The 25868-nt window shown below is 57.0% G+C and carries 19 protein-coding genes; 4 read left to right on the plus strand and 15 right to left on the minus strand.

All coding sequences use genetic code 11. The features are described 5' to 3' along the window. The first annotated feature begins 344 nt into the window (after window positions 1-344). A complete protein-coding gene (locus tag Q31a_RS28740; protein ID WP_145086054.1) occupies window positions 345-878 on the plus strand; it encodes a hypothetical protein in 534 nt (177 codons plus the stop codon). Between the two features lie 20 nt (window positions 879-898). On the opposite strand, the gene bioA is transcribed toward Q31a_RS28740, so the two are convergent. The 7 genes from bioA to rpmB form a co-directional block, all read right to left on the minus strand. After that, window positions 899-2269: an adenosylmethionine--8-amino-7-oxononanoate transaminase gene (bioA, locus tag Q31a_RS28745; protein ID WP_231690985.1), complete on the minus strand. Its 1371-nt coding sequence runs from the start codon at window positions 2267-2269 to the stop codon at window positions 899-901. A gap of 11 nt (window positions 2270-2280) precedes the next feature. Beyond that, window positions 2281-2568 carry an SAM hydroxide adenosyltransferase gene (locus Q31a_RS28750; RefSeq protein WP_145086057.1) on the minus strand — a complete coding sequence of 96 codons (288 nt, stop codon included), beginning with the start codon at window positions 2566-2568 and terminating at the stop codon, window positions 2281-2283. A 144-nt stretch (window positions 2569-2712) separates the two neighbouring features. Then, entirely contained in the window at window positions 2713-3534 is an 822-nt protein-coding gene (locus tag Q31a_RS28755; protein ID WP_145086059.1) for an SAM hydrolase/SAM-dependent halogenase family protein, read from the minus strand. 6 nt (window positions 3535-3540) lie between these two features. Next, window positions 3541-5019 carry an Asp-tRNA(Asn)/Glu-tRNA(Gln) amidotransferase subunit GatB gene (gene gatB, locus Q31a_RS28760; RefSeq protein WP_145086062.1) on the minus strand — a complete coding sequence of 493 codons (1479 nt, stop codon included), beginning with the start codon at window positions 5017-5019 and terminating at the stop codon, window positions 3541-3543. Continuing rightward, window positions 5016-6494: an Asp-tRNA(Asn)/Glu-tRNA(Gln) amidotransferase subunit GatA gene (gene gatA / locus Q31a_RS28765; RefSeq protein WP_145086064.1), complete on the minus strand. Its 1479-nt coding sequence runs from the start codon at window positions 6492-6494 to the stop codon at window positions 5016-5018. Before gatA ends, gatB begins: the two co-directional genes overlap by 4 nt. A gap of 310 nt (window positions 6495-6804) precedes the next feature. Next, window positions 6805-7098 (minus strand): Asp-tRNA(Asn)/Glu-tRNA(Gln) amidotransferase subunit GatC, encoded by a 294-nt coding sequence (gatC, locus tag Q31a_RS28770; RefSeq protein WP_145086067.1) that lies wholly within the window; start codon window positions 7096-7098, stop codon window positions 6805-6807. 153 nt (window positions 7099-7251) lie between these two features. Then, a complete protein-coding gene (gene rpmB, locus Q31a_RS28775) occupies window positions 7252-7521 on the minus strand; it encodes a 50S ribosomal protein L28 (RefSeq protein WP_145086070.1) in 270 nt (89 codons plus the stop codon). 509 nt (window positions 7522-8030) lie between these two features. On the opposite strand from rpmB, the gene Q31a_RS28780 reads away from it, so the two are divergent. Beyond that, the gene (locus Q31a_RS28780) at window positions 8031-8402 is read left to right on the plus strand and encodes a hypothetical protein (protein WP_145086072.1); all 372 of its coding nucleotides are present in this window, start codon (window positions 8031-8033) and stop codon (window positions 8400-8402) included. Between the two features lie 12 nt (window positions 8403-8414). Then, window positions 8415-9152: a DUF1559 family PulG-like putative transporter gene (locus tag Q31a_RS28785; protein WP_145086076.1), complete on the plus strand. Its 738-nt coding sequence runs from the start codon at window positions 8415-8417 to the stop codon at window positions 9150-9152. Window positions 9153-9243: 91 nt separating this feature from the next. On the opposite strand, the gene Q31a_RS28790 is transcribed toward Q31a_RS28785, so the two are convergent. Both Q31a_RS28790 and Q31a_RS28795 read right to left on the minus strand, forming a co-directional pair. After that, window positions 9244-14415, minus strand: a complete 5172-nt coding sequence (locus tag Q31a_RS28790; protein WP_197355884.1) for a neutral/alkaline non-lysosomal ceramidase N-terminal domain-containing protein — start codon at window positions 14413-14415, stop codon at window positions 9244-9246. 573 nt (window positions 14416-14988) lie between these two features. Beyond that, window positions 14989-16230, minus strand: coding sequence for an FG-GAP repeat domain-containing protein (locus Q31a_RS28795; RefSeq protein ID WP_231690986.1), 1242 nt, complete (start codon window positions 16228-16230; stop codon window positions 14989-14991). A gap of 537 nt (window positions 16231-16767) precedes the next feature. Here Q31a_RS28795 and Q31a_RS28800 point away from each other — a divergent pair. Further along, window positions 16768-18285 carry a family 16 glycoside hydrolase gene (locus Q31a_RS28800; protein ID WP_145086082.1) on the plus strand — a complete coding sequence of 506 codons (1518 nt, stop codon included), beginning with the start codon at window positions 16768-16770 and terminating at the stop codon, window positions 18283-18285. Window positions 18286-18548: 263 nt separating this feature from the next. On the opposite strand, the gene Q31a_RS28805 is transcribed toward Q31a_RS28800, so the two are convergent. The 6 genes from Q31a_RS28805 to Q31a_RS28830 all read right to left on the minus strand — a co-directional run bounded on the left by Q31a_RS28805 (window position 18549) and on the right by Q31a_RS28830 (window position 25825). Continuing rightward, entirely contained in the window at window positions 18549-19991 is a 1443-nt protein-coding gene (locus tag Q31a_RS28805; protein WP_145086086.1) for a Gfo/Idh/MocA family protein, read from the minus strand. Window positions 19992-20268: 277 nt separating this feature from the next. After that, complete coding sequence (locus tag Q31a_RS28810; RefSeq protein WP_145086091.1) at window positions 20269-22605, minus strand: outer membrane protein assembly factor BamB family protein; 2337 nt, start codon at window positions 22603-22605, stop codon at window positions 20269-20271. A 10-nt stretch (window positions 22606-22615) separates the two neighbouring features. Continuing rightward, window positions 22616-23065 carry a DUF420 domain-containing protein gene (locus Q31a_RS28815; RefSeq protein WP_145086094.1) on the minus strand — a complete coding sequence of 150 codons (450 nt, stop codon included), beginning with the start codon at window positions 23063-23065 and terminating at the stop codon, window positions 22616-22618. 100 nt (window positions 23066-23165) lie between these two features. Next, the gene (locus Q31a_RS28820; RefSeq protein ID WP_231690987.1) at window positions 23166-23993 is read right to left on the minus strand and encodes an SCO family protein; all 828 of its coding nucleotides are present in this window, start codon (window positions 23991-23993) and stop codon (window positions 23166-23168) included. Next, window positions 23990-24859 carry an ABC transporter permease gene (locus tag Q31a_RS28825; protein ID WP_231690988.1) on the minus strand — a complete coding sequence of 290 codons (870 nt, stop codon included), beginning with the start codon at window positions 24857-24859 and terminating at the stop codon, window positions 23990-23992. The genes Q31a_RS28820 and Q31a_RS28825 overlap by 4 nt, the downstream gene beginning before the upstream one ends. Further along, window positions 24860-25825 carry an ABC transporter ATP-binding protein gene (locus tag Q31a_RS28830; RefSeq protein ID WP_145086097.1) on the minus strand — a complete coding sequence of 322 codons (966 nt, stop codon included), beginning with the start codon at window positions 25823-25825 and terminating at the stop codon, window positions 24860-24862. Between the last annotated feature and the right edge of the window lie 43 nt (window positions 25826-25868).

Here is a 25868-nt window from a genome sequence, read left to right on the forward strand (position 1 = left end):
CACCCTATTTTCGCTACTACAGCTTAGCATGCCAACACAAGCAGTGCGTTCATTGGCACATCAGGGCCCCCTAGCCACCAGCAGATTCATGCAAACCACCACAACCGTCACAACCTCTACGAGAGCAAAGATACTGTTCGATGTGCAAGGAATGCGACGATTGAGTAGACATCGATCGGATATGCAAGTTGACAGGCATGGACGCACTGTCGCGCACTCTTGCATTACAACGTCTTCGTCGTCTGGCTGGGCAACGGCCAAGTGGGACACTTGAGTGTCATGGGACTCGTCCCATGCACCCTTGGCTCCACTCGATACGACCTGAACATGTGGATGGAATCACTATGTCGCTTTCAAGAAAAGTAGCCAACGGCTCAGCCATTTTCATGATCGCTGCGGCGAGTTGCGTTGGCGCCGCAGAACGCCCTACGATGAAGCACGATACGTGCGATCCGCGGCCCGACATCCTGGCTCATCCGCTGTACGACGCGCACACACCGTACCGCCTGCAATACAACCGGCCACGCAATCTATCGGGTTGGCTTGCATCCAAAATCGCGCCCTCCAGCCAAGAGGCAATGGTGTGGCGCGAGAATACCCAAGCCGGACGCTATGACCAGCACCACATGCCCGCGGTCTACAAACGCTACTATTACCCGAAGCCTTGGGAAGTCCTGCAGACTGGCGCTCGTCCCGACCATCGCCTGGATGCAACGCCCCCGATGGTGAACAGCATCCCTGAGCCTATCGCCGAGAACTCAGCCCAAGCGCCGCTGCAACTCTCCACACCACCCAACAATCGATCGATCCTCTCCAACCCCGACACTTCGAGTCGAGTTCAACCACCAGCTCCGCTGGGTCCGCTCCCTATCGAGTAGCTACCCAGCGCGTTCGACGATCAATCACCGCAGGCTTGGCTGACACCGAACTTCACCGCAGCAACAATCTGATCTATATGCTCCGCAGTACAGCACAGTGGCGGCATAATGACGATAACATTGCCCAACGGTCTCAGCCATACACCTCGTTCCATCGCCGCCTGGCAGGCCAAGTGCCCACGGCGTTGGGACCACTCGTAACCGCGTTGACTGTGTTGGTTTTCCACCAATTCGACTGCCGCAACCAGCCCTCGGCACCGGACATCGCCCACGTGCCGGTGCTCGCGCAAGTCCGCTAGGCACTCCTCGAGGTAGGCTCCCTGCCGCAGAACATTCTGCAGAGTCTGCTCCTCCTCGAATAAATCCAGCGTTGCGAGCGAGGCAGCACATCCGAGAGGATTGCCCCCAAACGTGTGCCCATGGAAAAAGGATTTTGATTCAGCGTAGTCACCGAGAAATGCGTTCCAGACTTCACGTGTCGTGAGCGTTGCAGCCACCGGCAGATAGCCTCCACTGAGCCCCTTGCCGGTGCACAAAAAATCGGGCTCCACCTGCTCCCATTCGCACGCCCACAGCTTACCCGTCCGCCCCATGCCCACCGCAATCTCATCGGCGATTAACAAAACGCCGTGCTCGCGCGTCAACTTGCGCAGACCGCTCAAAAATTGAGCTGGGTGCATCACTAATCCAGCTGCGCCCTGCACCAGGGGCTCTACGACCAAAGCAGCAATTCTGCCCGAGAATCGGTTCAACAAATCTTCGTACTGGTCAAGATAATGCTGACAGGCATCCTCGGCCCTTACCCCTTCGGGTAAGCGGTAGGTATCGGGACAGGGTCCTCGCAACACATCAAACAGCAAGGGGTCGAACATGGCGTGGAAGCGAGAGACTCCGCCCACGCTCACACTCCCCAACGTGTCTCCATGATAGGCATTGCCCACCGCCAGAAAAAGCGACCGCTCCGGCTCTGGTTCAGCCCGTTGCCGCCAATACTGAAACGCCATCTTCAGAGCAACTTCAACCGCACTCGATCCATCGCTGCTGTAGAAGATGCAATCGAGACCTTGCGGAGTCACCTCCACCAGCCTTCGTGTCAGCTCAATGGTGGTTGAATTACTCATTCCCAGCGAGGTCACATGGGCGACGCGATCGAGCTGGCCGCGAATTGCCGCATCGATTTTGGGATGCCGATGGCCATGCACATTGCACCACATGCTGCTGATGCCATCCAAGAGAGCCCGACCTTGATGGTCGTACAACCAGACCCCTTCGGCGCGATCGACCAACAATGGCTCATACTCAGCCATCTGAGTAAAAGCATGCCAGCAATGCTCTCGATCAACAAGCAATCGATCGTCAATCGCTGATCGCGGCTGCTCTTCCTCCGACACGATGCTGATACCTACCAATAGACTTCTACGAGTGCGCCAACTTGGACACCCAGCATCGCGCTTGCGCTGTCGCCCACCAAGACCACTTTAAGCGGTTCACCTGCATCGAGAATCGCGACCAACGTCATTGCGGGCTGACTGTGATCGGCAGGGTACAGCCCATAGGTTTCATGCTCATCAACCACCACGCGCAATGTTGCATCGCGGGGTGCGCCGGACAGCTGATCACCGGGAATGTCGGTGACAAGATTACCAGTCTCGTCGATCTCAACTACTTTTCCAGATAGTGTTCCTGACACCGTTGTCGTCTCATGTTATCAGTTCCGACCCAGTCCTCATGACCTCCGAGAAACCAAACAGCTTCGCGATCCATACTCATTGCTGTCTTGCCTACAGGGCAGAATTGTATCAACTTTGGAAGCGCATTTGTGGCCAGTTCTCGATTAATTCTCACTCACGCCAAACTCAAGCCAATCTCCCACGCTCAGAGACAATTCGCGCGCGGCGGAACCATTCACAATGGCCAATTCCAGGCAACCTTGCGATCCCTTAAGCATCACGAGCTCTCCCGACTGGGCCTCTCCGTATGTTTCCACCACCTGCAATGGACGCACCGCATCCCCAATTTTAAGGTGCAGCTGCTGCCCGCCCCGCCCATTTCCAATTGAACCAGCCAGACTGGCGTTGCCAAAATGGTCGATTTCAACGATTTGCGCGCACGCAGCATCCGCTGGGCGATTTGGCAGCAATTGCATGGCCCCAGGGGGTATCTCTGGGAGAATCACAAACTCCCGAGCTGCCAAGTCGAGTGCGCTCCCCAAATCGCACAACGGACTCCCAGCCGCCCAATGCGCCGCCACGGGCGCCATGATGTCACGACCGTGAAAGGTCGAGCTGACTGGCTGCCGCCACAAATCCCGGCGATCCACCACCACCGCAGCGTCGATTTGAAAATCTTGCAGCAAATAGGTCAGCAATCCGTTGTCCGGCAAGACAAACCGCTGCCCCGCCAATTCGACCGCCACAATTCTCCGGTCGGTGCCCACCCCGGGGTCTACGACAGCTAGATGCACAGTGGCTGGCGGAAAACAGCTCACCACTTGTCGCAACATGCGGGCCGCACATCGAATATCTTGTGGCGGAATCAAGTGGGAGATATCGACCAACGGACTGTCTGGGGCAATTCCGAGCAGAACTCCCTTCACCTGAGCCAGGTAGCCGTCACGCAGGCCAAAATCGGTCAAGATCGTGATCGGTGGTGACATAGTAGCCTACCCCATCGCTTCGATCATGGCTTGGCAAAGCTGCCGCACCAGCTTGGGGTCCGCATTGGGATTCTTCTTCTTAGCCGCACCGATCAAAGAGCCCAACCCCTTGAGATTTCCATCCTGCACCTGTGCAACCACTTGGGGATTTTCTTCCAAGAGCTCTCTACACAGCGACTCAATCTCCCCGCGATCCACCGACTCGATCCCCAGGGCCGACTTGGCTTGCTCCAAATTGGCAGACGGAGTATCCAGCCAGTATTGGAAGACGTCTTTCCCACGGGAGTTGTCGACATCGCCGGCATCAATAGCCACCAACAGCTGGGCCAAGCGCTCCGCCGTGATCGGAAAGTCCTCGATCTCAAGGTTTTGCTCTTTTAAGGTGCGCAGAACGTCTTGCTGAATCCAGCTGCTAACTCGCTTCGCCGATGCTCCCGCCGCGATCAGGGCATCGAAATACCCCAGCACTCCCCTACCCTGCGATACAATAACATCCGCATCGTAGGCCTTAAGTCCCTCTGACGACTCGAGTCGGCGGCGGGCCACGGCGGGCAATTCCCCCAACTCACCTCGCGCCGTATCCAATTGCTGCTGCGTGATTCGCAACGGAACTAGATCGGGATCCGGGAAATAGCGATAGTCACTCGACTCCTCTTTCTCGCGCTGCGGCACGGTAACTCCTGCGGCATCATCCCACCCGCGTGTTTGCTTGGGTGCCTGTCCCATTTCCTGCCCGGTTTTCTTCCATGCCTCAAACTGACGCTGCGCCTCGTAGGCAATCGCTCGTTCGACAGCCCGGAAGCTGTTCAAGTTCTTCACCTCCACGATCGGCGTAGCGACCGTGCGGCCCTCATGCTCCAGGTGCAGATTCACATTTGCATCTGCTCGCAGACTCCCCTCCTGCATATTGCAATCCGACACCCCTAAATAGGTCAACAGCAGCCTCAGCTCGGTCAGGTAGGCCTTAGCCGCCTGAGCGGAGCGCATGTCGGGTTCCGAGACGATTTCCAACAGCGGCGTTCCGGTGCGATTCAAGTCGATGCGACTATCGGCCTTGCCCCCAGCCTCATCATGCATACTCTTTCCGGCATCCTCTTCGAGGTGCGCGCGCGTCAAGCGGACGCGGAGCATTTCTCCTGGTGCCTCGGGATCCGGAAAATCCAAGTACCCCTCACCGCAAATCGGTTGATCAAACTGACTGATCTGATACCCCTTGGGCAGATCGGGATAAAAGTAATTCTTGCGGTCCCACTTCGTAACCGAATCGATCTGGCAGTTCATTGCCAACCCAGTCCGCAGGGCCAATTCGATCGCCCGCTGATTCATCACCGGCAAGGCACCGGGCAAGCCCAGACAAACGGGACAAACCTGGGTATTGGGAGGCGCTCCGAACTCGGTCGAGCAACCACAAAACAACTTGGTGGAAGTGCTCAACTGGGCATGCACTTCCAAACCAATCACTAGCTTGTAAGGCATACTGGTCATGACAACTCTGCAATCTTGGGTTCAAAAAATCGAGCTTGCTGAATTTGATAGGCCACGTTCAACAACCGGGCTTCCCCCAGCGCGGGAGCGTGCAATTGAATCGCCAACGGCAAGCCCCCCTCACTAAATCCGGCTGGCAACGATATCGCCGGAATTCCCGCGAGATTGGCACCCACCGTAAACAAGTCTTCCAGGTACATCTGGACGGGATCACTCATATTTTCCCCCAGCCCAAAAGCGGGGCGGGGTGTGACCGGTCCCAACAACACATCGACCGACCCGAACGCTTGCCGATAGTCGTCAGCAATCAAGCGACGCACCTGCAGCGCCTTCTTGTAGTACGCATCGTAATAGCCGGCGCTCAACGCGAATGTCCCCAGCATGATCCGCCGCTTGACCTCGGCACCAAACCCTTGACTGCGACTGCGGGCGATCATGGCCTCCAACTGCGAACCCTCGGCATTCTCCGCCTTCTCACGGAACCCATAGTGCACGCCATCGTAGCGAGACAGGTTCCCGCTAGCTTCGCTTGGAGCCACTAAGTAGTACGTCGGAACCGAGTACTCGGTATGTGGCAGAGTCACATCCAGGATGGTGGCCCCTAGATCCTTGAGCATCTGCTGCCCTCGCAATACAGCTTGCCGAACCTCAGCATCCAGCGACGGGTGCTCTAAATGCTCGCGAATTACCCCCACACGCAACCCGGCCAACGGTCGCTCCAATTCTGCCGAATAATCGGGAACCGCCTCGTTGAGCGACGTACTATCGCGCGAGTCATGCCCGGCGAGCAACTGCAGACTGGCTGCCAAATCTTCGACCGTATGCGCCAAAGGACCGACTTGATCCAAGCTACTCGCAAAGGCTACTAACCCATAGCGGCTAATCCGACCGTACGTCGGCTTCAACCCACAGACTCCGCAGAAGGCGGCGGGCTGCCGCACCGATCCCCCGGTGTCTGAGCCAATGGACAGTGGTGCCATACCGGCTGCCAAGCAAGCCGAGGCACCGCCACTCGATCCTCCAGGCGTGCGCTCCAGGCTCCACGGATTCCGCGTCGCTCCACTGAAACTAGTCTCAGTGCTTCCACCCATCGCGAATTCATCCATGTTCGTCTTACCCAGTGGAATCAACCCCGCTTGCAGCAGGTTTGCCACGGAAGTCGCCGTGTAGGGTGGCTGAAACTTCTCCAGCATCCGAGAGCCACAAGTCGTCGGCATCGAATCGGTACACAAGACATCCTTGAGCGCCACTGGCACGCCCGCCAAAGGCGATGCAACTTGGCCACTGGAGAGCGCTTGATCAACCTGGTCGGAGAGCGCAAGCGCTGACTCTCGCCCCACATGGACGAATGCATTGACGCGTGCATCTAGGAAATCAACACGGTCTAAGAAGTAGGTCGTCGCCTCGCGACTCGAGATCTCCCGAGCGGCAATCTTGCGACCAAGTTCAACGGCGGATAGCAGTTCTAGTTTCATGCAGAAAAGCTTAAGCCACACGAAAGCGACCGAAAAGGGGCCGCACTAGTAGCGGGCAGTCGAAATAGTAACCCGCCGCGCAACGGGCTGTTGAAATAGTAACCCGCTGCGTGAGCAAGGACAGGTGACTGCCGCTACAAGGCAATTAGGGACGCTACCTCCGCGTTAAACCCAAAATTGCTATTAAATCAACAGCCCAGTGAGCCAGCGAGGTCGATCACCACACACAACCACCCTCATGGGGCCAGCTCCATCGCAGAGAAGACCGAATTCGCTCTTACGCCGGCAAGCGAGCCGCCAGAGACAGCCCTTAGCTCCGCGCCATGACCGGCGGCACCAAAAAGAAGTCTTCGTCACGACTCGGCGCATTCGCCAAAGCCGCCTCGTGAGACAAGCCTGGCTGGAGCTCGTCGAGGCGAGTCGCGGAATGCACATCCAACGGGTGTGCGAGCGGCTCAACTCCCTCGGTGGGCACATCGCTCAACCGCTCTACAAACTCCACGATCCGGCCGAGCTGCTCTGTAAACGCAGCAATCTCGCTTTTCGAGTACTCGAGTTTCGCAAGCGCGGCGACCTTCTCGACATCCTGGCAAGTTAACTTCATGAAAACCGATCCACTCCTGCCTGCCGAGCTTATATCACCGCCAGACACACCACAACGTGCACGGACTGGTATGCAGACCGCTCTAGAACTGCGCAGCGGCGAACGGAGCCAAGCTCCCGCTCACCCTACAAACCCAATAGCTCAACAATGCCGCTACACCTTGGCAGATGGCAGGGCAAATGGCTTTTGCTTTACAACCTTGCGGATCACGCCGCTGCGAATGCACTGCGTGCAGACTCGCAACTTCTTATGCTCACCACTTGGCAATTCAACTCGAACGCTTTGCAGATTCGGCTTGAACTTACGGCGAGTGATACCGGTTACTTTGGTACCCACACCACCCAGATACTTGGCTTTACCACGAATTTCAATCGAATTACCAACTGAAGCTTGCTTGCCACACACGGCGCATTCACGAGCCATGGAGAGATCTCCAAACACTATCGAAGAAAGATGAATATCAGCCAGCCATCGGAAGAAATCGACCGAGACCTGCACATTAATTTACGCGTTGTCTTGTATATTCAAACATTCCTGCCAGCCAACGTTCTAACGCGTCAACGGACGAAATATCTACTACGCTTACCCATTCGTCCAAAACTGCTCTCAGACGGAACTCCGAAGTATAGCCACTCCCCTTGCAAACACAACACCAAACCAGCACTCCCCACCCGGGGGATGCGCAGTCTCAACACGACCTTACAGCCTCGCCCCCACGCTCTTCAACCTGGCCGGTGCGACGAAGAGCCATGCATAAACTTTGCAGTAGTGCACCACTTGCTTCTGAGATTGCCGACGGGTGTCAGCCACGCTTGCCATTGAGCCCGCCTACAATGGAGCAGAAATCGTGCGCACCCGTTTTCAGCAAAATTGCTATCTATCGCTCAGCCCAGGCTCCCCCCTGAGAACGACAGCCCCAAAGGCATTTCATCATGCAGGAGCACGACAGAACAACAGCCAACCTTGTGCCCTACCTGCCACCACTGACGGAAAGTGGGGTCGAAACGCTTGCCGCTCAGATAGCTCGGTGGCAAGCGGTTCGGCGGTATTCCGCTGCGGGATTCCTCCTCCTATCGCTCGCGTCGGTCTCGGGAACCGCTGCGTCAATGATTCTTAGCTTTCGCCGATTGGCAGATGCAGGGAACGTCTATCCGCGACAATTGTCTGAGGACCTTTTCTTTAGTCTTGGCATTGGCTTTGCTTGCATGCCCTTTATCACGGTCGCGATACTTGTCTATGTCATTGCCATTATCAAACTGTCTATCGCCAGACGGGCCGCTAAGGCTTACGAGCAAATCGAGTGAGGCTTGATAAAAATGCGTTGCTCTCTGAAAAACTTATTCCTTGCGGTACTGTGCGCAGCGATTGGATTCACGCTCCTCAAGGCAGTTCAGACGGCCCAGCGTGCCGCCTTGAAGATGAACTCTCATTCACCATTGAATCAACTTAGCCTGGCACTGCACAACTACCATGGGGTGTACGGTTGCTTTCCGCCGGCCTGCATTACCGATGCGCGCGGCCGGCCGATGCATAGCTGGCGAATTTTGGTCTTGCCCTACATGGAAGAGCGTCCCCTGTACGAGAATTATGATTTCAACGAACCTTGGGACGGCCCGAATAACTCGCTGCTCGCCAAGCAAATGCCGCGGATGTTCCACTCTCCCACGGAGCCGCAGTCTTCGGAATTCACCAATATCGTCGCCATTTCCGGCGACGGCACTACGTTTCCTAGCGACCGATCGACGTCGCTGACAGACATACTTGACGGTCCAGAGAATACCATCCTGCTGACTGAAATTAGCGAATCAGAAGTCCCCTGGCTTAAACCACAAGACCTCGATGCAGCCAACCTTGCCGTGGGACCTCCCTTGGCGCCGGAGCTGAGTATCTCCGCAGCAAGTTGGAGACGCCCCATGATCGTGTTTGCCGATTCCATTCATGCTTATACTGTGCAGCAGGGCATCTCCATCGAAGAGCTCCGTGCACTCACGACTATCGCCGGAAATGAATCCACCACAAAGTCGAAGTTGCTGGAACAAGGCGACCTCAGATAGCGACCACTGCGAACCTCGTTGACCCTCCAGGCTCAACAGGCGAGAAAGAAACCGCCCCGCGGCCGCATAACTCTCCCATCGCGCCCCCTTCCTACCGCGACGCCTCCCCCAACACCTTCGCCGCCAACTCTCGAACAGCGACATCCGTATGCTGGCTCAGCTGCTGGATGCGTTGCCCCCCCAACCACTGCGGATCAATCTTCTCCGCCTGCACGGCAGCCAACACTCGTTGAATTCTCGGCACCGTCCTCATCAACGCGTCAAGCGCCAGCTCCCGATTTTGGGGTGCGAGCCTCGGCAATGCCTCCACCAGCAAACGCCCCGCTTCGGCTGCCGGCATATCCGATAAACCACTCACCGCCCCCATTTGCAATTCCGCATTCTCGTCCGCCAGGTAGCCTGCCAATTGTTCGCCGTGCTCCGCCCAGGCAGCAAGGGCCACCATCCGCAACGCATCGTAGCGCGTACCTGCCCTCACGCGTCCGTCATCCGCCATCTGAGACGCCAGTGCGATCGATCGATTCCATCGCGCGACCAAGGGCCCGTTCCCCGAGATCAAGCGCTGAATGCGGTCCAGCGGCCAGCTGCCCACCAAACTCACCCCATTAATCAAACCTCCGCCAATCACCACCGCTTGCCAATCCTGCAACGGTTCACCGCTTCGTGGCAAGCTGATCTCCAAGACCTGTAGAAGCTCCGAAGACTGGTTCCTCTTCCCCGCTGCAATCGCAACTCGCCAAATCCAGGGAATCCTCCGGTACTCCTCGGCCGAATCCTCAGGCATGTCTGCGGTCAGCGCCGTGATCATTGCCGCCGCATGTTGAGGCGACTCGGCAATAACTTGCTCTCGCTCCGCTTGCGATAAAGTGTCATCCAGCAATTTCCGCGCGCGTTGATAAACCTCCGAGTCGGCACCTTGAACGTAGGCCATAATGTTGGCCAAATCTTGCTTCGAAAGATCCTTCTCCAACCCCTCAGGCATTGCCGACTTCCCAGTTGCACGCAGCTGCACCAGTTGATTGCGAAGCAACACATGCTGCTTGCCCCCTTGCTCCAACAACGTAATGCTCGTTGCTGTCTCACTGCTCATCTGCCCAGACAGTACACTCCCATCGTCCATCAACGCTACGTACCCTTGGTAGCGTGCATCGACATCACGGTTGGGATTTAGGATCGCCGTCAACAAAAATTCAGTAGAGCGTGAGGTGAGTGCCGCCAAGTCCGGTCCGACCTCATGCCCCACGTCATTGAATTTATGGCACGCGCTGCAGTGCTTGGCGAATTGCGACTGCCCGACTTGCGGATCCGCAGTCAACTGCGCAACATCGCGCCACCCGCTCACCAACGCATTGCGATCACTTGCAGCACCGTTGATCAACAGGCCCTCCACCAACTCTCGCTGCGTGGCGGGTTGGCGGGCGAGGAATCGCTGCCTTGCACCCGCATCGAAATCGACGGCAGTCAACACTCCCGCTTGCAGCCCTTCGAGTGTGGTCGCATCCCAACTGGGCTGCGCCAACAACACCTCGATGAGCGACACACGCACTTGAGGACTGGCGGCTGGAAGGCATCCTAGCAACACTTGCCCCCCCGCCGCATCGCCTCGTCGAGCAATTGCATGAAGGGCCATTGATTGGCGGTCTTGCGAATACCGCAAGTCAATCAATTGGGCTATTTCACGGGTCGCATCGACGGGCGACTCTCGATTGAGTTGCGAATCTTTCTCTACACCATCTTGCGCCAGCAATGCCTTGGTAACCGCGCCGGAGCGACGCCCCAGCAATTTCAGCGCGATCCCGACCTCCCCGTCCGACGCGCCCTCTGCTTGGAGCAACTGCCGTGCAGCGACAGTGATGGACTGCGCTGCCTGCCGGTGCGTACCGCTGAGCTGGAGCTCGACTTGCGCATCGACCAAGTCCCCTTCTGCAATTGGGGTTTGATCCGCAGCGTTCAACTCGTGGCTAGCATCGACCAGCCGCAGGACTCCGCCGGCAGCACGGCGATCGAGGCCATCGAGCAACTGCGCCAAACTCTCCATTTGCCACAATTGCCATTCTCCGCTAGCTTCGAGTACTAAACTAAGAACCCGATCAATGGCTGAAGCATCCCCCACTCCAGCAGCGGTCGCCACGACTTGGGCTCCTACGCGTTTGCGGGACTCCGGGCTGGTCAAAACCTGCTCTGCGACGCGACTCACATTGCCAGCGGTCAGTGAGCTCAGCGCCGCCGACTGCAAATAGGGATCCGAAGATTCAGTCGCCAGCCTAGCGAGAAGTTCACTCGTAAACTCGGCTTGAAACTCGCCTAGAGAATTCGCAACTTGCAGGCGAACTTGGAATGCTTCGTCTGTGCCCAGTTCAAGGACCCGTTGCACAACCGAGGGATGGTCTGCAAACTGCTCAGCTAGTCGAACCGCCTGCCGCCTTACTTCAGGATGCGAATCGCCCAGTGCGTGCAACAGCTGCGTGACGGATAAGCAGTGGAGGCCGTCGAGTGCAGCGAGCGCTTGTATCCGAACGGCTGGCAGCGGGCTTTCCCGGGCGATTCGCTCCAACTCCTGGGCAGCTCCTTGAGCATCGCGCCACAGCAACATCTGATGAACCAAGTCACGGATGATTCCATTTTCAGTATCGATCGCGCGAGCCAATTCTTCGTCTTTCATATGACTCAAGGCAAGTTGCGGTCTGGCAGCTTCCCCAGCGTTCGATACTCGATAGATGCGTCCCATGCCCTGCCCTGCGAACACATCCAACTCAGCCAACGTCTCATCGGGAATCCACTTAGGATGTTCGATCACATAGCGATACATGTCGACGATCCACAAGCTCCCGTCGGGACCGGTACGAGCTTGAACGGGGCGAAACCAACGGTCGCTTGAGGTCAGAAAATCGACGGTCTGCTCATTCTCGGCTCGGCGACCTCGCACGACCGCCCCCTGCTGACTAAGCACCTGCCGATACACCAGCTGATTTACAGGCTCACAAGTAAACGAGCTTCCCGCGTACTGCGCCCCCAGCAATCGATCGCGGTAGATCCCAACACCACACGCTGCAGTGGCGCGCCCCGGTGCCCCCGACAATCGGAACATCACCAGATCGCTGGCGGGAAACAGTTTTCCAGCAGCGGGACCGTCAGGAACGCTTACCGCCGTGGCAGGAGGAACCACAAACGGATTTCGACTTACATACGACTCTACGACTGGATAGTGACGCAGCAGCGTACTGTTGTCGCAGCCAAACCAATTCCCCCAATCATCGCGTACGCGTCCCTGTTGGCTCCGCCCCGTTACCGGCTCAATCAACCCGAGATCGGGCTGGATGCGGAAGTCTCTCCCTGAAACATCAACCACATCCCCCTGTTGATTCGAAATGCGACCACCAAACAATCCTCCCGAACCGTAGAGCCAATGATCCAATCCCCATTGCAGGCTGTTTACGCGAGCCTGACCATTGTGTGTTTCAAAACCGCTGAACAATACTTCGCGAGTATCCGCCCGACCATCGCCATCGCGATCTCGCGCAAAAAGAATATCTGGAGCATCACAAACCAGCGCCCCGTCCCTCCAGACTTTGACATCGGTCGGATAGCGCAAGCCATCCAAGAAGACCTGGGAGGATTCGTACCTGCCGTCCCCATCCTCATCCTTCAGAACTCGCACTTCTCCCTGCGGCACAAACTCCTCTTCGATCCCATGCCCATAATCCACCATCTGCACTACCCACACATCACCATCTGGACCAAAGTCAATGGCGACCGGATCGACGACCTGTGGTTCGGAAGCAACCAACTGCACCTGTAGCTCCGCATGGGTCTGGAACAGCTGAATAGAATCCTCCGGCGTTTTAGGAGCGACTCCGTTCGTTCGCCTCAAAGACTTTTCGCCACCACCGGTGCTTGCCGACTCCTCCGCTACGAGCCGATAGTCGACTGGGACGAGGCGTTTTACTTCATCCACGATCTTTTGCTCTAGCCCGCTCGCCAATCGATCGGGGAGCGCGAAATAGGGGATCTCAGCTCCGGCACCATAGCCCCCCTCCTTCCACAATCTTTCCGATGGGATATAAGACCCGAAATCGTGGCTGTAGCCGTGGACCCACAACCGACGTTCATCCAACTCCTGCTTCAATCGCAGGGAATAATCCACACACACTTCACCCGAGAGAAAAACCATGCACAGTTGATCACCGAAATGACACTCCTGGATCGGATAGGGCAGTGAACTTGGAATCACTTCACCTCGATCCAATCGAGCTAGTTGAGTTCCGGCGTTGTAACCAGCCGGCCCGCCAGCGGCCTGCATCACCTCGTACTCCTGCCGAGTAGGCACACTGTGGAAAGGCAATTCGATCTGCCCGCGCGAAGTCTCCAACGGGGCCGACAGGGATTGCATCTCTCCAGAGTGAACAAGCCTGGCCACTTCATCACCAATCTGCATCCCCTGCTGTAGAGCCACCTCCGTCTTATCCCCCGTGACTCCACTGTCTGGATTCTGGTCAGCCCCGCAACCAATAGAAACCATGGCAATGGCATCGGGAAAATGCCGTTCCATGGCCTCTGCGGCATACCCCGCCCAATCACCGCTCAGCAGATTGTGGGACAGCGTCACGCAGTGACAAGCATAGGAGGTATAGATCGCGCGAATTGTGTGCGGCTCCCCTGCCGAGCGAACCACCAAGCAGGGCAGTGAATGATCGACCGGCCCGCCCTTCGTACGTCGATTGGCAGCGAATCCAACCTCCCCGACCGCCCAACTCAGCTTCGCCGGTTGGCGATCTGCAAGCGCCCGCTCCACCACGCTGACTAAATCTGCAACTAACTCCTCGCTATAGCGATCGAGATGCGCCTGATGCTCCGGTGGGATCGGTTCAGCAAAGATATTGTCTGCCGCCCCGTTGACCTTAGGCGCGCAATGCGTGTGGGTGAACGTCACGATTAGCCGCTCACGCGTGAGCTTCGTCTTCTCAGCCAGACGGCGGGCCACTTCATCGACCATCGGCGCGCGAACCCCCAGACTATCGAGCGTGACCAATACCACCGGGCCTTGCTGATCCGTCCCAATCGCCAACGCCCGCGCCCACAAAGCTTGGGAAACACCCTCGGACTCCGCTTTCCGAAATGCAAAACCACTGAGCCGCACTGGATATTGAGGAGTTACATCTTGCTTGGCCACGCCGACACTATATACCGTCGATGCGGATGATTCGGCTAGCAACACGCTGGGGCCTAGAATCCCCCACAGGACGAGCCCGACCAGTGCGCTCACCCCACGCATTCGATTCGCGAACGCTGGCCATCCACCACCTTGCAATGCCCGGCTCTTCCAGCCAGTCGAGCGAACAACACTGGAACGGTCACAAACAACTATCGTCAGTTGGCGAAAATCTCGAATCATCGATGGGCAAGCTCTGGAGGTAGGCAGCAATTGACTCTAGCCGGGTTGCAGGTTGAGCCAGCAAATGTGGGAAGGCGCGAATCGCCAATGTCGAAGTTTCAGGAACCGAATTGACTTCCGCACTGACGGTCGGCGTGCGCAGCAAGCTGCGACTTAGATCACTCTTTCAGATTTTACAGGACAGTTTCACAACCCGGCGCGCGACGGTTGGTGGCTTCAGGAACGTTTTCAGTTTTACCGCGAACGCAGCGCCACCAATTACCTTGCAGCGTCAACCAGAGTTGCTTGCTCACCAGGCTGTTGATTGAATAGCAATTTGAATTCTAACGCGGAGGTAGCGTCCCTAACTACCGTGTAGCGGCAACCACCTTTCCTTGCTCACGCAGCGGGTTGCGATTTCGTCAGCCCGGTCAGCGAGAGGTCTGATCCACATGGGCCATTGCTCTACGGCTCGCTCTGCTCACGCCGCAACTGATTCCAGTACACTTTTACATTGTGCGTGGCACGCCCTACCGCAACAATATCCATGTCACCGTCGTTGTCTAGATCGGCCACGGTCAAGTCCTCCACGGCCACGCCACCTGCGTCTAGCAGTTCTCGCGACCACGCGCCTTCTATCGGATTCACTGGATCGTAGATGCGGACTCCACTTCGATGCTCCGAGCTCAGATCATCACGCACTCCGACCACGAGCTCCTCTTCTGGATCATCATCCAAATTGGCGCAGACCACCGCATGCCCCCATGCCAATTGTTCATCGAGCACAAAGCGTGTCCACAGTTCGGAACTGGTCTGCCAGTCGTGCGGGGCAATATAGACCACAACTTTGTCACCATGCCATGGTTCGATGGTGGCGAGATAGAGTTGCCCGTCAGCCAAGCGCCCTTGGCGGACTTCGCTAGCACCCCGCTTGGGCGCCGGTTGCTCCTGCCCAGTCCCCAAGCGTTTTAGCTGCATGCCGGACGCCCCAGCCTGCAACCAGGTAACTCCTTCATAGCTGGCCGTCAAAAGATCTTCGCGTTCATCCTGGTTGAGATCTGCAACCTGCAATCCATGCATCACATGGAGTTCGTCGGTGAGGACCCGACGGGACCAAGTTTCCTTGGCTGGGTCCGCCCCCGGAGTAAACGCCAGCAACCGAACTCCGACCTGATCAAACCCCGGCCCGCGTGTGCCGCGTCCCTTGAGAGGGGCCACCACCAACGACGCGCGGCCGTCTCCGGTCAAATCGGCCCACTGCATGCGGTGCGTGGTGGGCTCAGATGCAATCTTGCGATATATCCAAGGCCCCTCCGACGTTTGTTCGAGCCAACCGATAGTGCCCCCCGAATCGGAGTTTCCAAACTGCCAATCGGCCCCAAGTGCAAAGTCGATGCGGCCATCCCCATTGACGTCGTGTGCAGCGAAACAGACGTTGTCAAACTTGGCATCCGGGGTTTCATAGACCACGTGCTCGTTCCAACTCGGATTCTCAAGCCACAGCACGCGGCGGCTATCGACGATTGCAATGTCCTGCTTCCCGTCCGCGTTCACATCCAAAACGCGCACCGCATACCCTACGGATAGCTTGGTACCCAGCTCCTGAGGATTGAACTCGTGCGCATGGGCAACCGTAGCCGGCCCTCCAATCGCGAGTACCATCGAAAGCAGGAGCAGAAACAACCGGGCGAACTTCAAACACAACATGGGTGGAGACTCCAGACAGGCGGGTGGGATGCGCGGACTCACACTGCAGAAATGATTCACAAACACAATCGAGCCCCACGGCACTTGCGGACCAGATTATGGCAATCCGGCCCACAAGCATGGCTATTAAGCAGTGTATCAAGTTTGCCTGCGCCATTCCCAGCGAAACACGGGGCTCGATGCTTACCGAGCGAGCATTCTCAGTAGCAGGTAGCCGCGCTGCGGCGGCGGACTCGCCAGCAGTTTGAGCGAAACGAACGGGGCCGTTGGCCTGAGTGGGGCGCGTCCCCATGCCCGTCAGCTGGAGGCTGCGAGCCAAGGCGACCATCATTGGCGAAGGGGGCCCTAGATTCTCCGCCCGTGCAGCAACGCCGGAGAAACGGAGAAACGGTGCAGGTGGTTTCCTGCATGCTGGGAAGCGGCAATGCAAAGCAGTCTTAAGGGGCCTGCCTGGAGCAGACTGCGGTTTGCATCCAGCGACTAAATCGGCCACAATGGGGCCTCTATTCCCAGTCACTCTCCCCGAGACCCCCTTCCATGAAACACTTCCTCTGCTTCGCCCTGCTGGCTACCTTGGCTGGCATTCCCCTTGCGAGCTGTACCGCCGCTGAGTCCGTTTTGAAGACGCTGATCATCGATGGACAGAATAACCACCAATGGGCCAAAACCACCCCGCTGATCGAAGCCACCTTGGAGAGCTCGGGACGGTTTTCGGTCGACGTCGCAACCACTCCACCCAGTGGTGGTGATATGTCCAGCTTCCAACCCAAGTTCGACGACTACGATGTGATCGTTTCGAACTACAACGGTGAGTCCTGGTCCGAACAAACTCAGGCCGCCTTCGCCGATTTCATTCGTGCCGGTGGCGGCTTTGTATGCGTCCATGCTGCCGACAACTCCTTCCCCAACTGGCCCGAGTACAACGAAATGATTGGACTTGGCGGCTGGGGGGGACGCACCGAGCAAGCTGGCCCTTATGTTCGCTGGCGCGATGGAAAATTCAATCGCGATACACAAAAGGGGCGTGGCGGGAGCCATGGACGACGCCATCCCTTTGAAGTCATCGTCCGCGACCCGGCGCACCCAATCACCCGCGGCATCCCAACTTCATGGCTACAAGCTGAGGATGAACTCTACGCTGAGCTTCGCGGACCAGCCAAAAACATGGAAATCCTAGCCACTGCATTCAGCAGCAAAGACACCGGCGGCACCGGCGAACACGAGCCCATCCTGATGGTACTCAACTTTGGCGACGGACGCATCTTCCATACCACGCTCGGGCACGACGAGAAATCGATGAGCGGTACTGCCTTTCAGGTAACGTTACAACGTGGGGCAGAATGGGCCGCAACCGGCAGCGTCACACAACCCGCTGTCACCGCAGCACTACTCAGCAAAGACAAACCGGTCATGCGCAATGCTCTCGAACTGGAGCTTCCCGCGGGACACGACAAAGCCGATTTCAGCACCGCTCCCGACATTAAATCCGATGGTTGGGTATCTCTCTTCAATGGCCAGAACCTGACCGGTTGGAGCCAGAAGAATGGGACCGCAAGCTACGCCGTCGAAGAGGGAGTCATCGTCGGAAGAACTGCCGTCGGTAGTCCTAATTCTTTCATGTGTAGCGACCAAGACTACGGCGATTTCGAATTGACCTTCGAAGTCAAAGTTGACGAAGGACTCAACTCTGGGGTTCAAATTCGCTCCAAGAGCCTGGACTCCCACAACAACGGACGGGTGCATGGCCCTCAGGTCGAGATTGAATCGAGTCCGGGAGAAGCGGGTTACGTCTACGGTGAAGCAACCGGCCGTGGCTGGCTGAGCCCCACTCAGCCGCAAACCAACGCGATCGACAATTCAGGCTGGAATCGTTTCGTGGTGCGCGCGATCGGTCCTCGCATCCAAACCTGGATCAACGGACAGAAAATCGAGGACATCTACGATCCAGAAAGCTACCAAGAGGGCTTCCTGGGCTTGCAAGTCCATGGAATCGGCAAGGAGGAAGGACCCTTTGAAGTCCGTTGGCGCGACATTCGCATCAAGGAGATCCAATAGCCGACATCGCTCTATCGGGCTGAATTCAGATTTGGTATGTAGCAGGCAAACCCTTGCCTGCTACATGCCAAGATGAACTCTCCTTACCAGCCAGATCGGTCAATGAAAGCTATCGCCACTCTCGCTCTACTGCTCACGGCTCTGCTCTTCAGTGCCACCCTCGTTGGCTGTGCCACCCAAGAAATCTCGACCGAGGGTCGCCGGGTCTCGCCACTTTCCACGTGGCAAGACCAACAGCAACCCAATTTCTTTCGGTAGCCTAATTAGCTAATTGCAGGGACCTCGTATCCAGCGCGGTATTCGCGTTTCAGCAACGCGTTTGCTTGAGCAGCACTGGCACCTGTGAAAGCGCCCTTCTCGGGATTGAACTCTAGCATCGGACTCAACTTGAGCTCATTCATGGCGACTGAATGCGAGCCTACATGCGTCTGCATCTCATCGATCAGCGCACCCCATTCTGGTACTTCTTGCGACAGCTCTCCTGCCGCATCGGCGGAGTAAGTGTCACCGACCCGATAGGCAATATTGGCTAGGTTGCACCAGCCTGTTGAATAATGCCCCATCTCAATATCGGTGTTCAACTGACTCGCATCCCGGCTGCGAACACAGGCAATGAAGTTCTCCTGGTGCAGCGTACCACCACTATTGCCTTTGAATTCGCGAATCAACTTGCCGTTATTGTCAAAAGCCGCACCTCGTCCGCGCTGGCCCTCGTACCGTCCACCCTCGCAATACGCGATGTACCCGCTGCCAGGGCCTGGATGACCAGGAGACTTTTTCGACTGTCCCCCAGCGGTCAAATTGGACAGCCCGATGACCGTGGGAATCTCGCCGGTATCGAAGTACACAAAGTGGACATTCGGGGTATTCCCCGCATCGCCCCAAGCAACCCTTCCGCCACCGCCCATAATCCGACTTGGCAGACTAACCTTGTCGAGGAACACGTTATTCCGAGCGTCGTCCAACACATGCACCCCCCAGTTCCCCATCTCGCCAGAACCGGTATTGAAATCCCAGTGCCAATCGTACTGCAACTTGTCACGATAGATCGGCTGATCCTGAGCTGGCCCCAGCCACAGGTCGTAGTTAACTCCCTTGCCGATCGCTAGCGGGGTCGCTCGCTTTCCGATTGGTTGGCGAACGCCGTAACGGTTCACACGGCAACTCTGAATCTTGCCGAGCCCCTTCTCTTCGTGCAGAAACTTCTTGATTTCGGCCTGCATCGGATCGGACCGCTGCTGCGTACCTACCTGGCAAATCCGATTGTATTTTCGCGCTGCGTTAATGGTTTGCTCACCTTCCCACTGGGAATGCGACAGCGGCTTCTCCACGTACACATCCTTGCCCGCTTCCATCGCCCAAATAGCGGCCAAGCAGTGCCAGTGGTTGCAGGTTGCGATCACGACTGCATCGATATCATCATCCTCCAGCAAGTCCCGCAAATCGGCGTAGGTCTTCGCCTTGGGAAAGCTCTTCGCTTTTCCGGCAAGCTGGGATTCATCGGGATCGCAAAGCGCCGCTACCACCACACCCGGCATATTGTGGAACACCCGCATGTGTTCCCCCGACCGACCGCCACAGCTGATGAACCCGACCCGTATCTCTTCATTGGCCATTGCGCGGGCTGATTGTGAGGGAAAGGTCCACAGGGCTCCCGTGGCTGCAGCCGCCCCCAGCAGCGTTCTACGATTTAACTGACGATTCATTCTGACCATCTCCCGCGAGTTTGACGACTGATAACTATGAATTCAAGCTACCCCAGTATACAGCGCCCCACCTAGGATTAAAGATCTACCTGTCCAGCTAAATAACGGCACAATCCAAACCGCAACCAGTGGTCGCGAGCTACCTGCGCTAGGCTAAACACACTCTTTCTTGTGCAACAAAAACCAGTGGAGCCAAGATCCCGCTGCCACTTCCACGAGACTCACGTCCGGCACCTACGCAATTGGTTTCGGTGAGTGGGGTGGGTGGCGCAGGAGATTACTCGAACATCAACAGACGACTGGGACTGGCATAGAACAAACGCCCCGATTCGACCAACAAATTCCCGCCCTCGCGGCCGCGTGTCCCGATAGGAACACGACGGAGAAGCCGAGGGGTGCCTGTGGCTAACGCATTGTGTTCTGGAGCCAGTTGGGCGGAGAAAACCAGAATTTCCCCGGCGACGGGAAACCACACTTCGCCTCCCGCCAACACGCCACGGCCAAGTCCGCGCGGACTTGGAAGTGCATTGGACACCCCGGGGGTCGTCGCCCCTGGAAAACGTCCCAACACTCGGCCACTCAAGCGATCAATCCACACGAGGCGATCGCCGCTAACCAACAAGTTGTCGCCATAAACTCCCAGAAGATGGACTACGTCAGCGACCTGCTGATCATCGGTGGACCACACCAAATCTCCGGTCGTCACATCCAGTGCAAAGATTTCAGCGCAATCTTGTGGCGCACAATACAACACCCCACCTTCAACCATGCAAGGTGCAAGGTCGCGGTAGCGAAAGCGATCGGGGCGAGGATAGTCTCGGCGACTCATATCCGGCCGCGCGTACTGCGTCTGCCATATTATTTCACCGTGCAGGGGATCGAGACAAACAATCGCCCCCATGTTGGTGCCGTAGTACAGACGTCCACCCGACATGGTCAGCAATTGATTGGCGATGATATTCGCATCTTCACTCGCATGCACAACATCACTCGCCAACACCTTCGAATGCCATACCAAACCGCCCCCCAGTCTCTCGAACGCTGCCACGCTGCGACGGACCCCAACATTATCGCGCTGTGCGATTGCCACGAGCAACAACTCGCCCCAAATCAAGGGCGCCCCCTCGAACTCCGCGCCAGGAAACCTGTCTTCACTGAGCCGGAGTGGAAAACCTTGCAGCATGCTTCCTTGCTGGGACAGGTCCAGCCCAACCAAATAGCTGCGAGAATTGCCATCATTCCATGCTTGCTGCCTCGACCAGCCCGTGACCGGGCTTCCCATCCTCGCATACAGGCAGCCCTCTTCAATCGAGAGCGTTCCGCGTGGTACACCGACAAAGGGATACCCCAAGGGCAAGTAGGCTGCGGTAGCAACTTGACTATCGAAAAGGGGGAGGACGTTCGACTCCACCTCTGGCCAGGCCCGTCCCGTTGCAGCATCGTAGGCGACAATCCGTGTCAACTCGTTCACGAAGACTTTGCCGTCGTAGACCGCCGGATGGTAGCACAATGCTCCCAGTTCCTGCTCCCCGGCGCGGGGCCGACTGGCAATCGTGCGATCATTGCTCGTTGAATACCGAGCCAACGCCTGGCTCCATACCGGCCAATCGCCCGCATCCGAGGCGGTAACAGCTGAGACGGCACGTTGACGATTCATCGCGAACGTCACTGATGCATCCACAAGATCTGGACGCTGGGCGGCATTGAGCCGGTCCCCTAAATCGGTCAACGCTGGTTGTACCGTTTCCCCGATTGCCGGTGGCAAGTACCTCACTGCCACGCTTGCCCACTGATGCACTCCCTGCGCGTCGAAGCTGGCGGGATCCACTTGAACCGCGGATATCAAGCGGTGCATGGCTTCAGGCAACAGCGAACGATCTGCAGCGGCAGTATCGAGTATGCGATCTTGGTTCCCCCAATCCTGCAGCAAACTTTGAGCGGCCGGGCTGCCAGCACTTTGCGACCAGACCAAGGGCCACCCCAGAGTACCTGTTGGCTGATACTCTACGGCCGGAGCTTTCGGCAAGCCCATCAAATCGAATCGCAAATCAGGCTCAGCCCGCTGTATCGCCTGCACCGCAGCGATTCCCCATCCATATTCCAAGTAGATGTCAGCCAAGAGCAAATTCAGCTTCCCTCCAAGCTTGGATGCCGAATATCGATCCGCGGCGCGGCGCACGGCCTCCGGATCTTTGAGGAGTCGCTGCTGCTCATAGACGCTCATTGCTAAGCCATCGACGGTAGCCTGATACTGCGGACGACGCTCGGGCCAACTCATCAACAGCGTTTGAGTCTGCTCGGCCACCCATTCCCGCATCGGCACAAAACGGCGGGTAACCTGCGTCCCGGCTCGCTGCGATTCGCCCGCTAGAACCAACGCGTCGCCCGCTTGATCCAACAACTTCTCTAAGCTGACCAACGCCTCATCAAATTCCCCAGCCGTCGACAACTGCTGCACCTGCTCCATCAGCAATTGCTCAGCCGCAGTATGAATGGCTGGCGGGTCCACGAACTCAATCTGCTGGCCTAACACCAGCCTGGTCCGCTCGAGAACCAGCCCAAAGGCTATCAGGATGACGAGTAGAGTTGTTCGTACGCTGGGCTGCATGGACATCCCCCACTCTTTAACCAACTACTTCACGCGGCACGTAAATTTGGTACAGCATTAGATAGACAATCACACCTGTCACCGAAACGTACAGCCAGATTGGCCAGGTCCATCTGGCAAGCTTGCGGTGCCGCTCGATGTGACCCTTGAGGCCCAAGTAAACTGTCGTCAAGGCCAGAAAGGGAACGCTGATCGCTAACAGGATATGGGAGGCCAGCAGGACTAAGTAGAAATAGCGGACCCCGGCCGGAGCAACTTCCGGATCGGTGGGAAACGGCTTGGACGGCACGTTGAAGTGGTACACCAAGTAACAAGCCAGGAACAATGTGCTGACCACCAAGGTGGCCAACATTACCCGCTTGTGCGCTTCAATCCGCTTCTGCTTAATCAAGACAAAACCCACAATCAACAGCAAGGTAGCCAAACTGTTGAGCGAGACATTGACGTGCGGTAACCATTCAATCACGCTGCGAACTCGATTCTAAAAATTGAAATGCGGCCAGGGGACCAGGGGACCAGGGGACCAGGGGAAATATCGAGAGATAAGCCTCGGCCAACCAGCTTGCCTACTCTTCGGATGGAGCCTCTTCTGGGAAAGTCCCGCCGGCAGCGATGAGCTTTTCCAAGTCCTCAATCAAGGCTTGCCACTGCCCCGGTTCCGTCCAAGTGTAGTAGTTCACATTGTTGCCCTCGGCATCGACCAAAATAAACTTCTCCGCATGAAAACGGCGCATGACAGACAATCCAAACATCTCTCCACCAACGCGAGTGATGTATCCCATGTCTCCCGTTAGGAATAACCACTGCTCCTTATCCGCGTTGAACTTGTCAGCATATTGCGACAGCACGGCTGGGCGGTCGACTTCTGGATCACAGGAAATGCTCACGAATTTAACGGGCTGCCCCTGAAATCGTTCTTGCAATTGCTGCACCTTATCGTTCTGCCGCAAGCAAATTGAAGGACAGGTCGAGAAGAAGAAACTCGCCACGTAGGGCTCGCCCTTCAGCGAGTCACTGCTTACCAGCTTGCCAGACCGCTCGATCAACTCGAACTTACTCAACCATTCCTCTTCAGCACCAGCGGGCTGCTGACTAGCAAGCGACTTCGGTGCGGCCGTCCCCGCACTGGAACTCGAAGTCTCGTCGACCGGTACCAAATTGCCTTCTTCGTCCTCGGTGTAGGCTACCCCTGCCTGCCCATTAGCCGGACCGGATCGATTGCATCCGGTCAGCATGAGGCACAAAACAGAGCCCAAACACAGCCACTGGGCCGTGGTACCAACGGTCTTTGCTAAAGACCCACATTGCGCTCGACGAAGGGCAGTGGCCTGCGAGCGAGCGACGTTCAGAAAACAATGCTTCGCGTTCATGAATTGCTTCAGTCCTAGTTTCATTTCAAATCTCCCTTGGCAGGCTTTAGTACGACGCGTGCTGCTAACCAACACGTCACCAATAGAAAACCACAAGTGACCAGCCAACTAGCCGCCAAGCTCGGCATCCACACCTCAGCCGATTCCACCGCAGCTCCCAACATTCTACGCATACCAGCAATCATATAACTCATGGGATTCAATCGCATCAGCCAATGCATAATCCATTGTCCTACGGGACTAGCACCATTGGGCTGCGGGATGGGGAAGAATGCACCACTCAGCAACCACAAGGGCATCAGCACTAGGTTCATAATGGCATGAAAACCTTGAGTTGACTCCATCGGCCACGCAAAGAACACCCCTAAAGCGGTGAGCGCCAGGGCAGCCAGCGCCATCATGAGCACCACTCCCAAAAGTGAGGCGGTCAGTGGGACACTTCCCACCGCCAACGCCAAACCCAGGAAAATCATGGCTTGCACCCAGGCGATGGCCCCTCCTCCCAAGATCTTCCCAGCCGCGATGGTCCACCTTGGAACAGGCGCCACCAGAACGTTCTGCAGAAACCCCTCGCGTCGATCTTCAATAATGGAAATCGTCGCAAAGATCGCCGTGAAGAGCAGGATCAATGCGATCGTGCCGGGCAGGTAGTAGGTCATAAAATCTTGGTCGCCACCACGGAACGCAGAATGCATCCCAGTGCCAAAGAGCAACCAGAATAGGATGGGTTGCCCGAGCGCGCCGATGACGCGATTGCGCTGCCTGAAAAAGCGGATCCACTCCCGCCAGGCAAGCATCCACACACTGGCCAGCGCGTTGGAACGAACGAGCGTCGGGCTGGGAACGTCCGCAGGTTGCCCCTGCTGATAATCTACAACGGTGGTCGCCATTTAACGCCTAGCTTTCTTTTTTTTCGGTGTCGAGTCCTTTAATTCTTCATTCCAGAAGCGGTGCCCCGTCTTGGCTACGAACACGTCCTCCAAACTCGGTTGCCCCAAGGTCAACGATTGAATCTGGCTGCCAAACTGATGCGACAGTGGGGGAATAACCTCCGCCGCCGAGCCCATCACGCGAATCTCCTGCTCAAAAACCTGAGGCGTCAAGGCGCGTTCTCTTAACCACGCCAAAATCGGCTCGCGCTGCGTCGCATGGATTCGCAAGACCTGATCACCCAAGGCGCTCCGCAGATCCCCAGGCGCTCCTACGGCAACCTGCTTGCCCGCGTGCATGATCGCAATTCGATCTGCCTTATCAGCCTCCTCCAAAAGATGCGTTGTTAGAAGGATCGTTACGCCTGCCGTTTGTCGCAGTTCCAGCAAGGCATGCCACAAGTCGAGCCGCGCTGCGGGGTCGAGCCCCGTACTTGGCTCGTCCATCAGCAGCAGGCGTGGCTTGTGCAAGATCCCTTTCGCCAACTCAGCCCGCCGTTTCAGCCCGCCCGACAACTCCTCCGCTCTCGTATGCAGGCGATCTTGCAAGCCGAGTTGCGTGGCGACCTCGTCCAAGCGTTCAGCCAAGACCTCGCCGCGAAGCCCATACAGGGCTGCTTGGCAGCGTATATTTTCGGCCACGGTCAACTTGGGATCTAAGCTTGGCGATTGAAAGACGACTCCCAACTGGGCTCGCACCAAGGCCGTCTCAGTTTTGACAGAATGGCCAAACACGAATATTTCACCGGACTGCACCCGAGCCAAAGTGCTAATCAAACGGAACAAAGTCGTCTTGCCACTTCCGTTGGGTCCGAGCAGAGCGAAAATTTCGCCTCGCCCGACCGTCAACGCCAAATCATCGACGGCCTTCCGCGGCCCGTACGCATGCACCAAATGCTGGACGTCTAGTGCCAAAGGTTCATTCATTCCGATATCAAATCATTTCGTTAAACATGTGCTGCCAAACGCA

This window comes from Aureliella helgolandensis (assembly GCF_007752135.1).
In the GTDB taxonomy this organism is placed as follows: domain Bacteria; phylum Planctomycetota; class Planctomycetia; order Pirellulales; family Pirellulaceae; genus Aureliella; species Aureliella helgolandensis.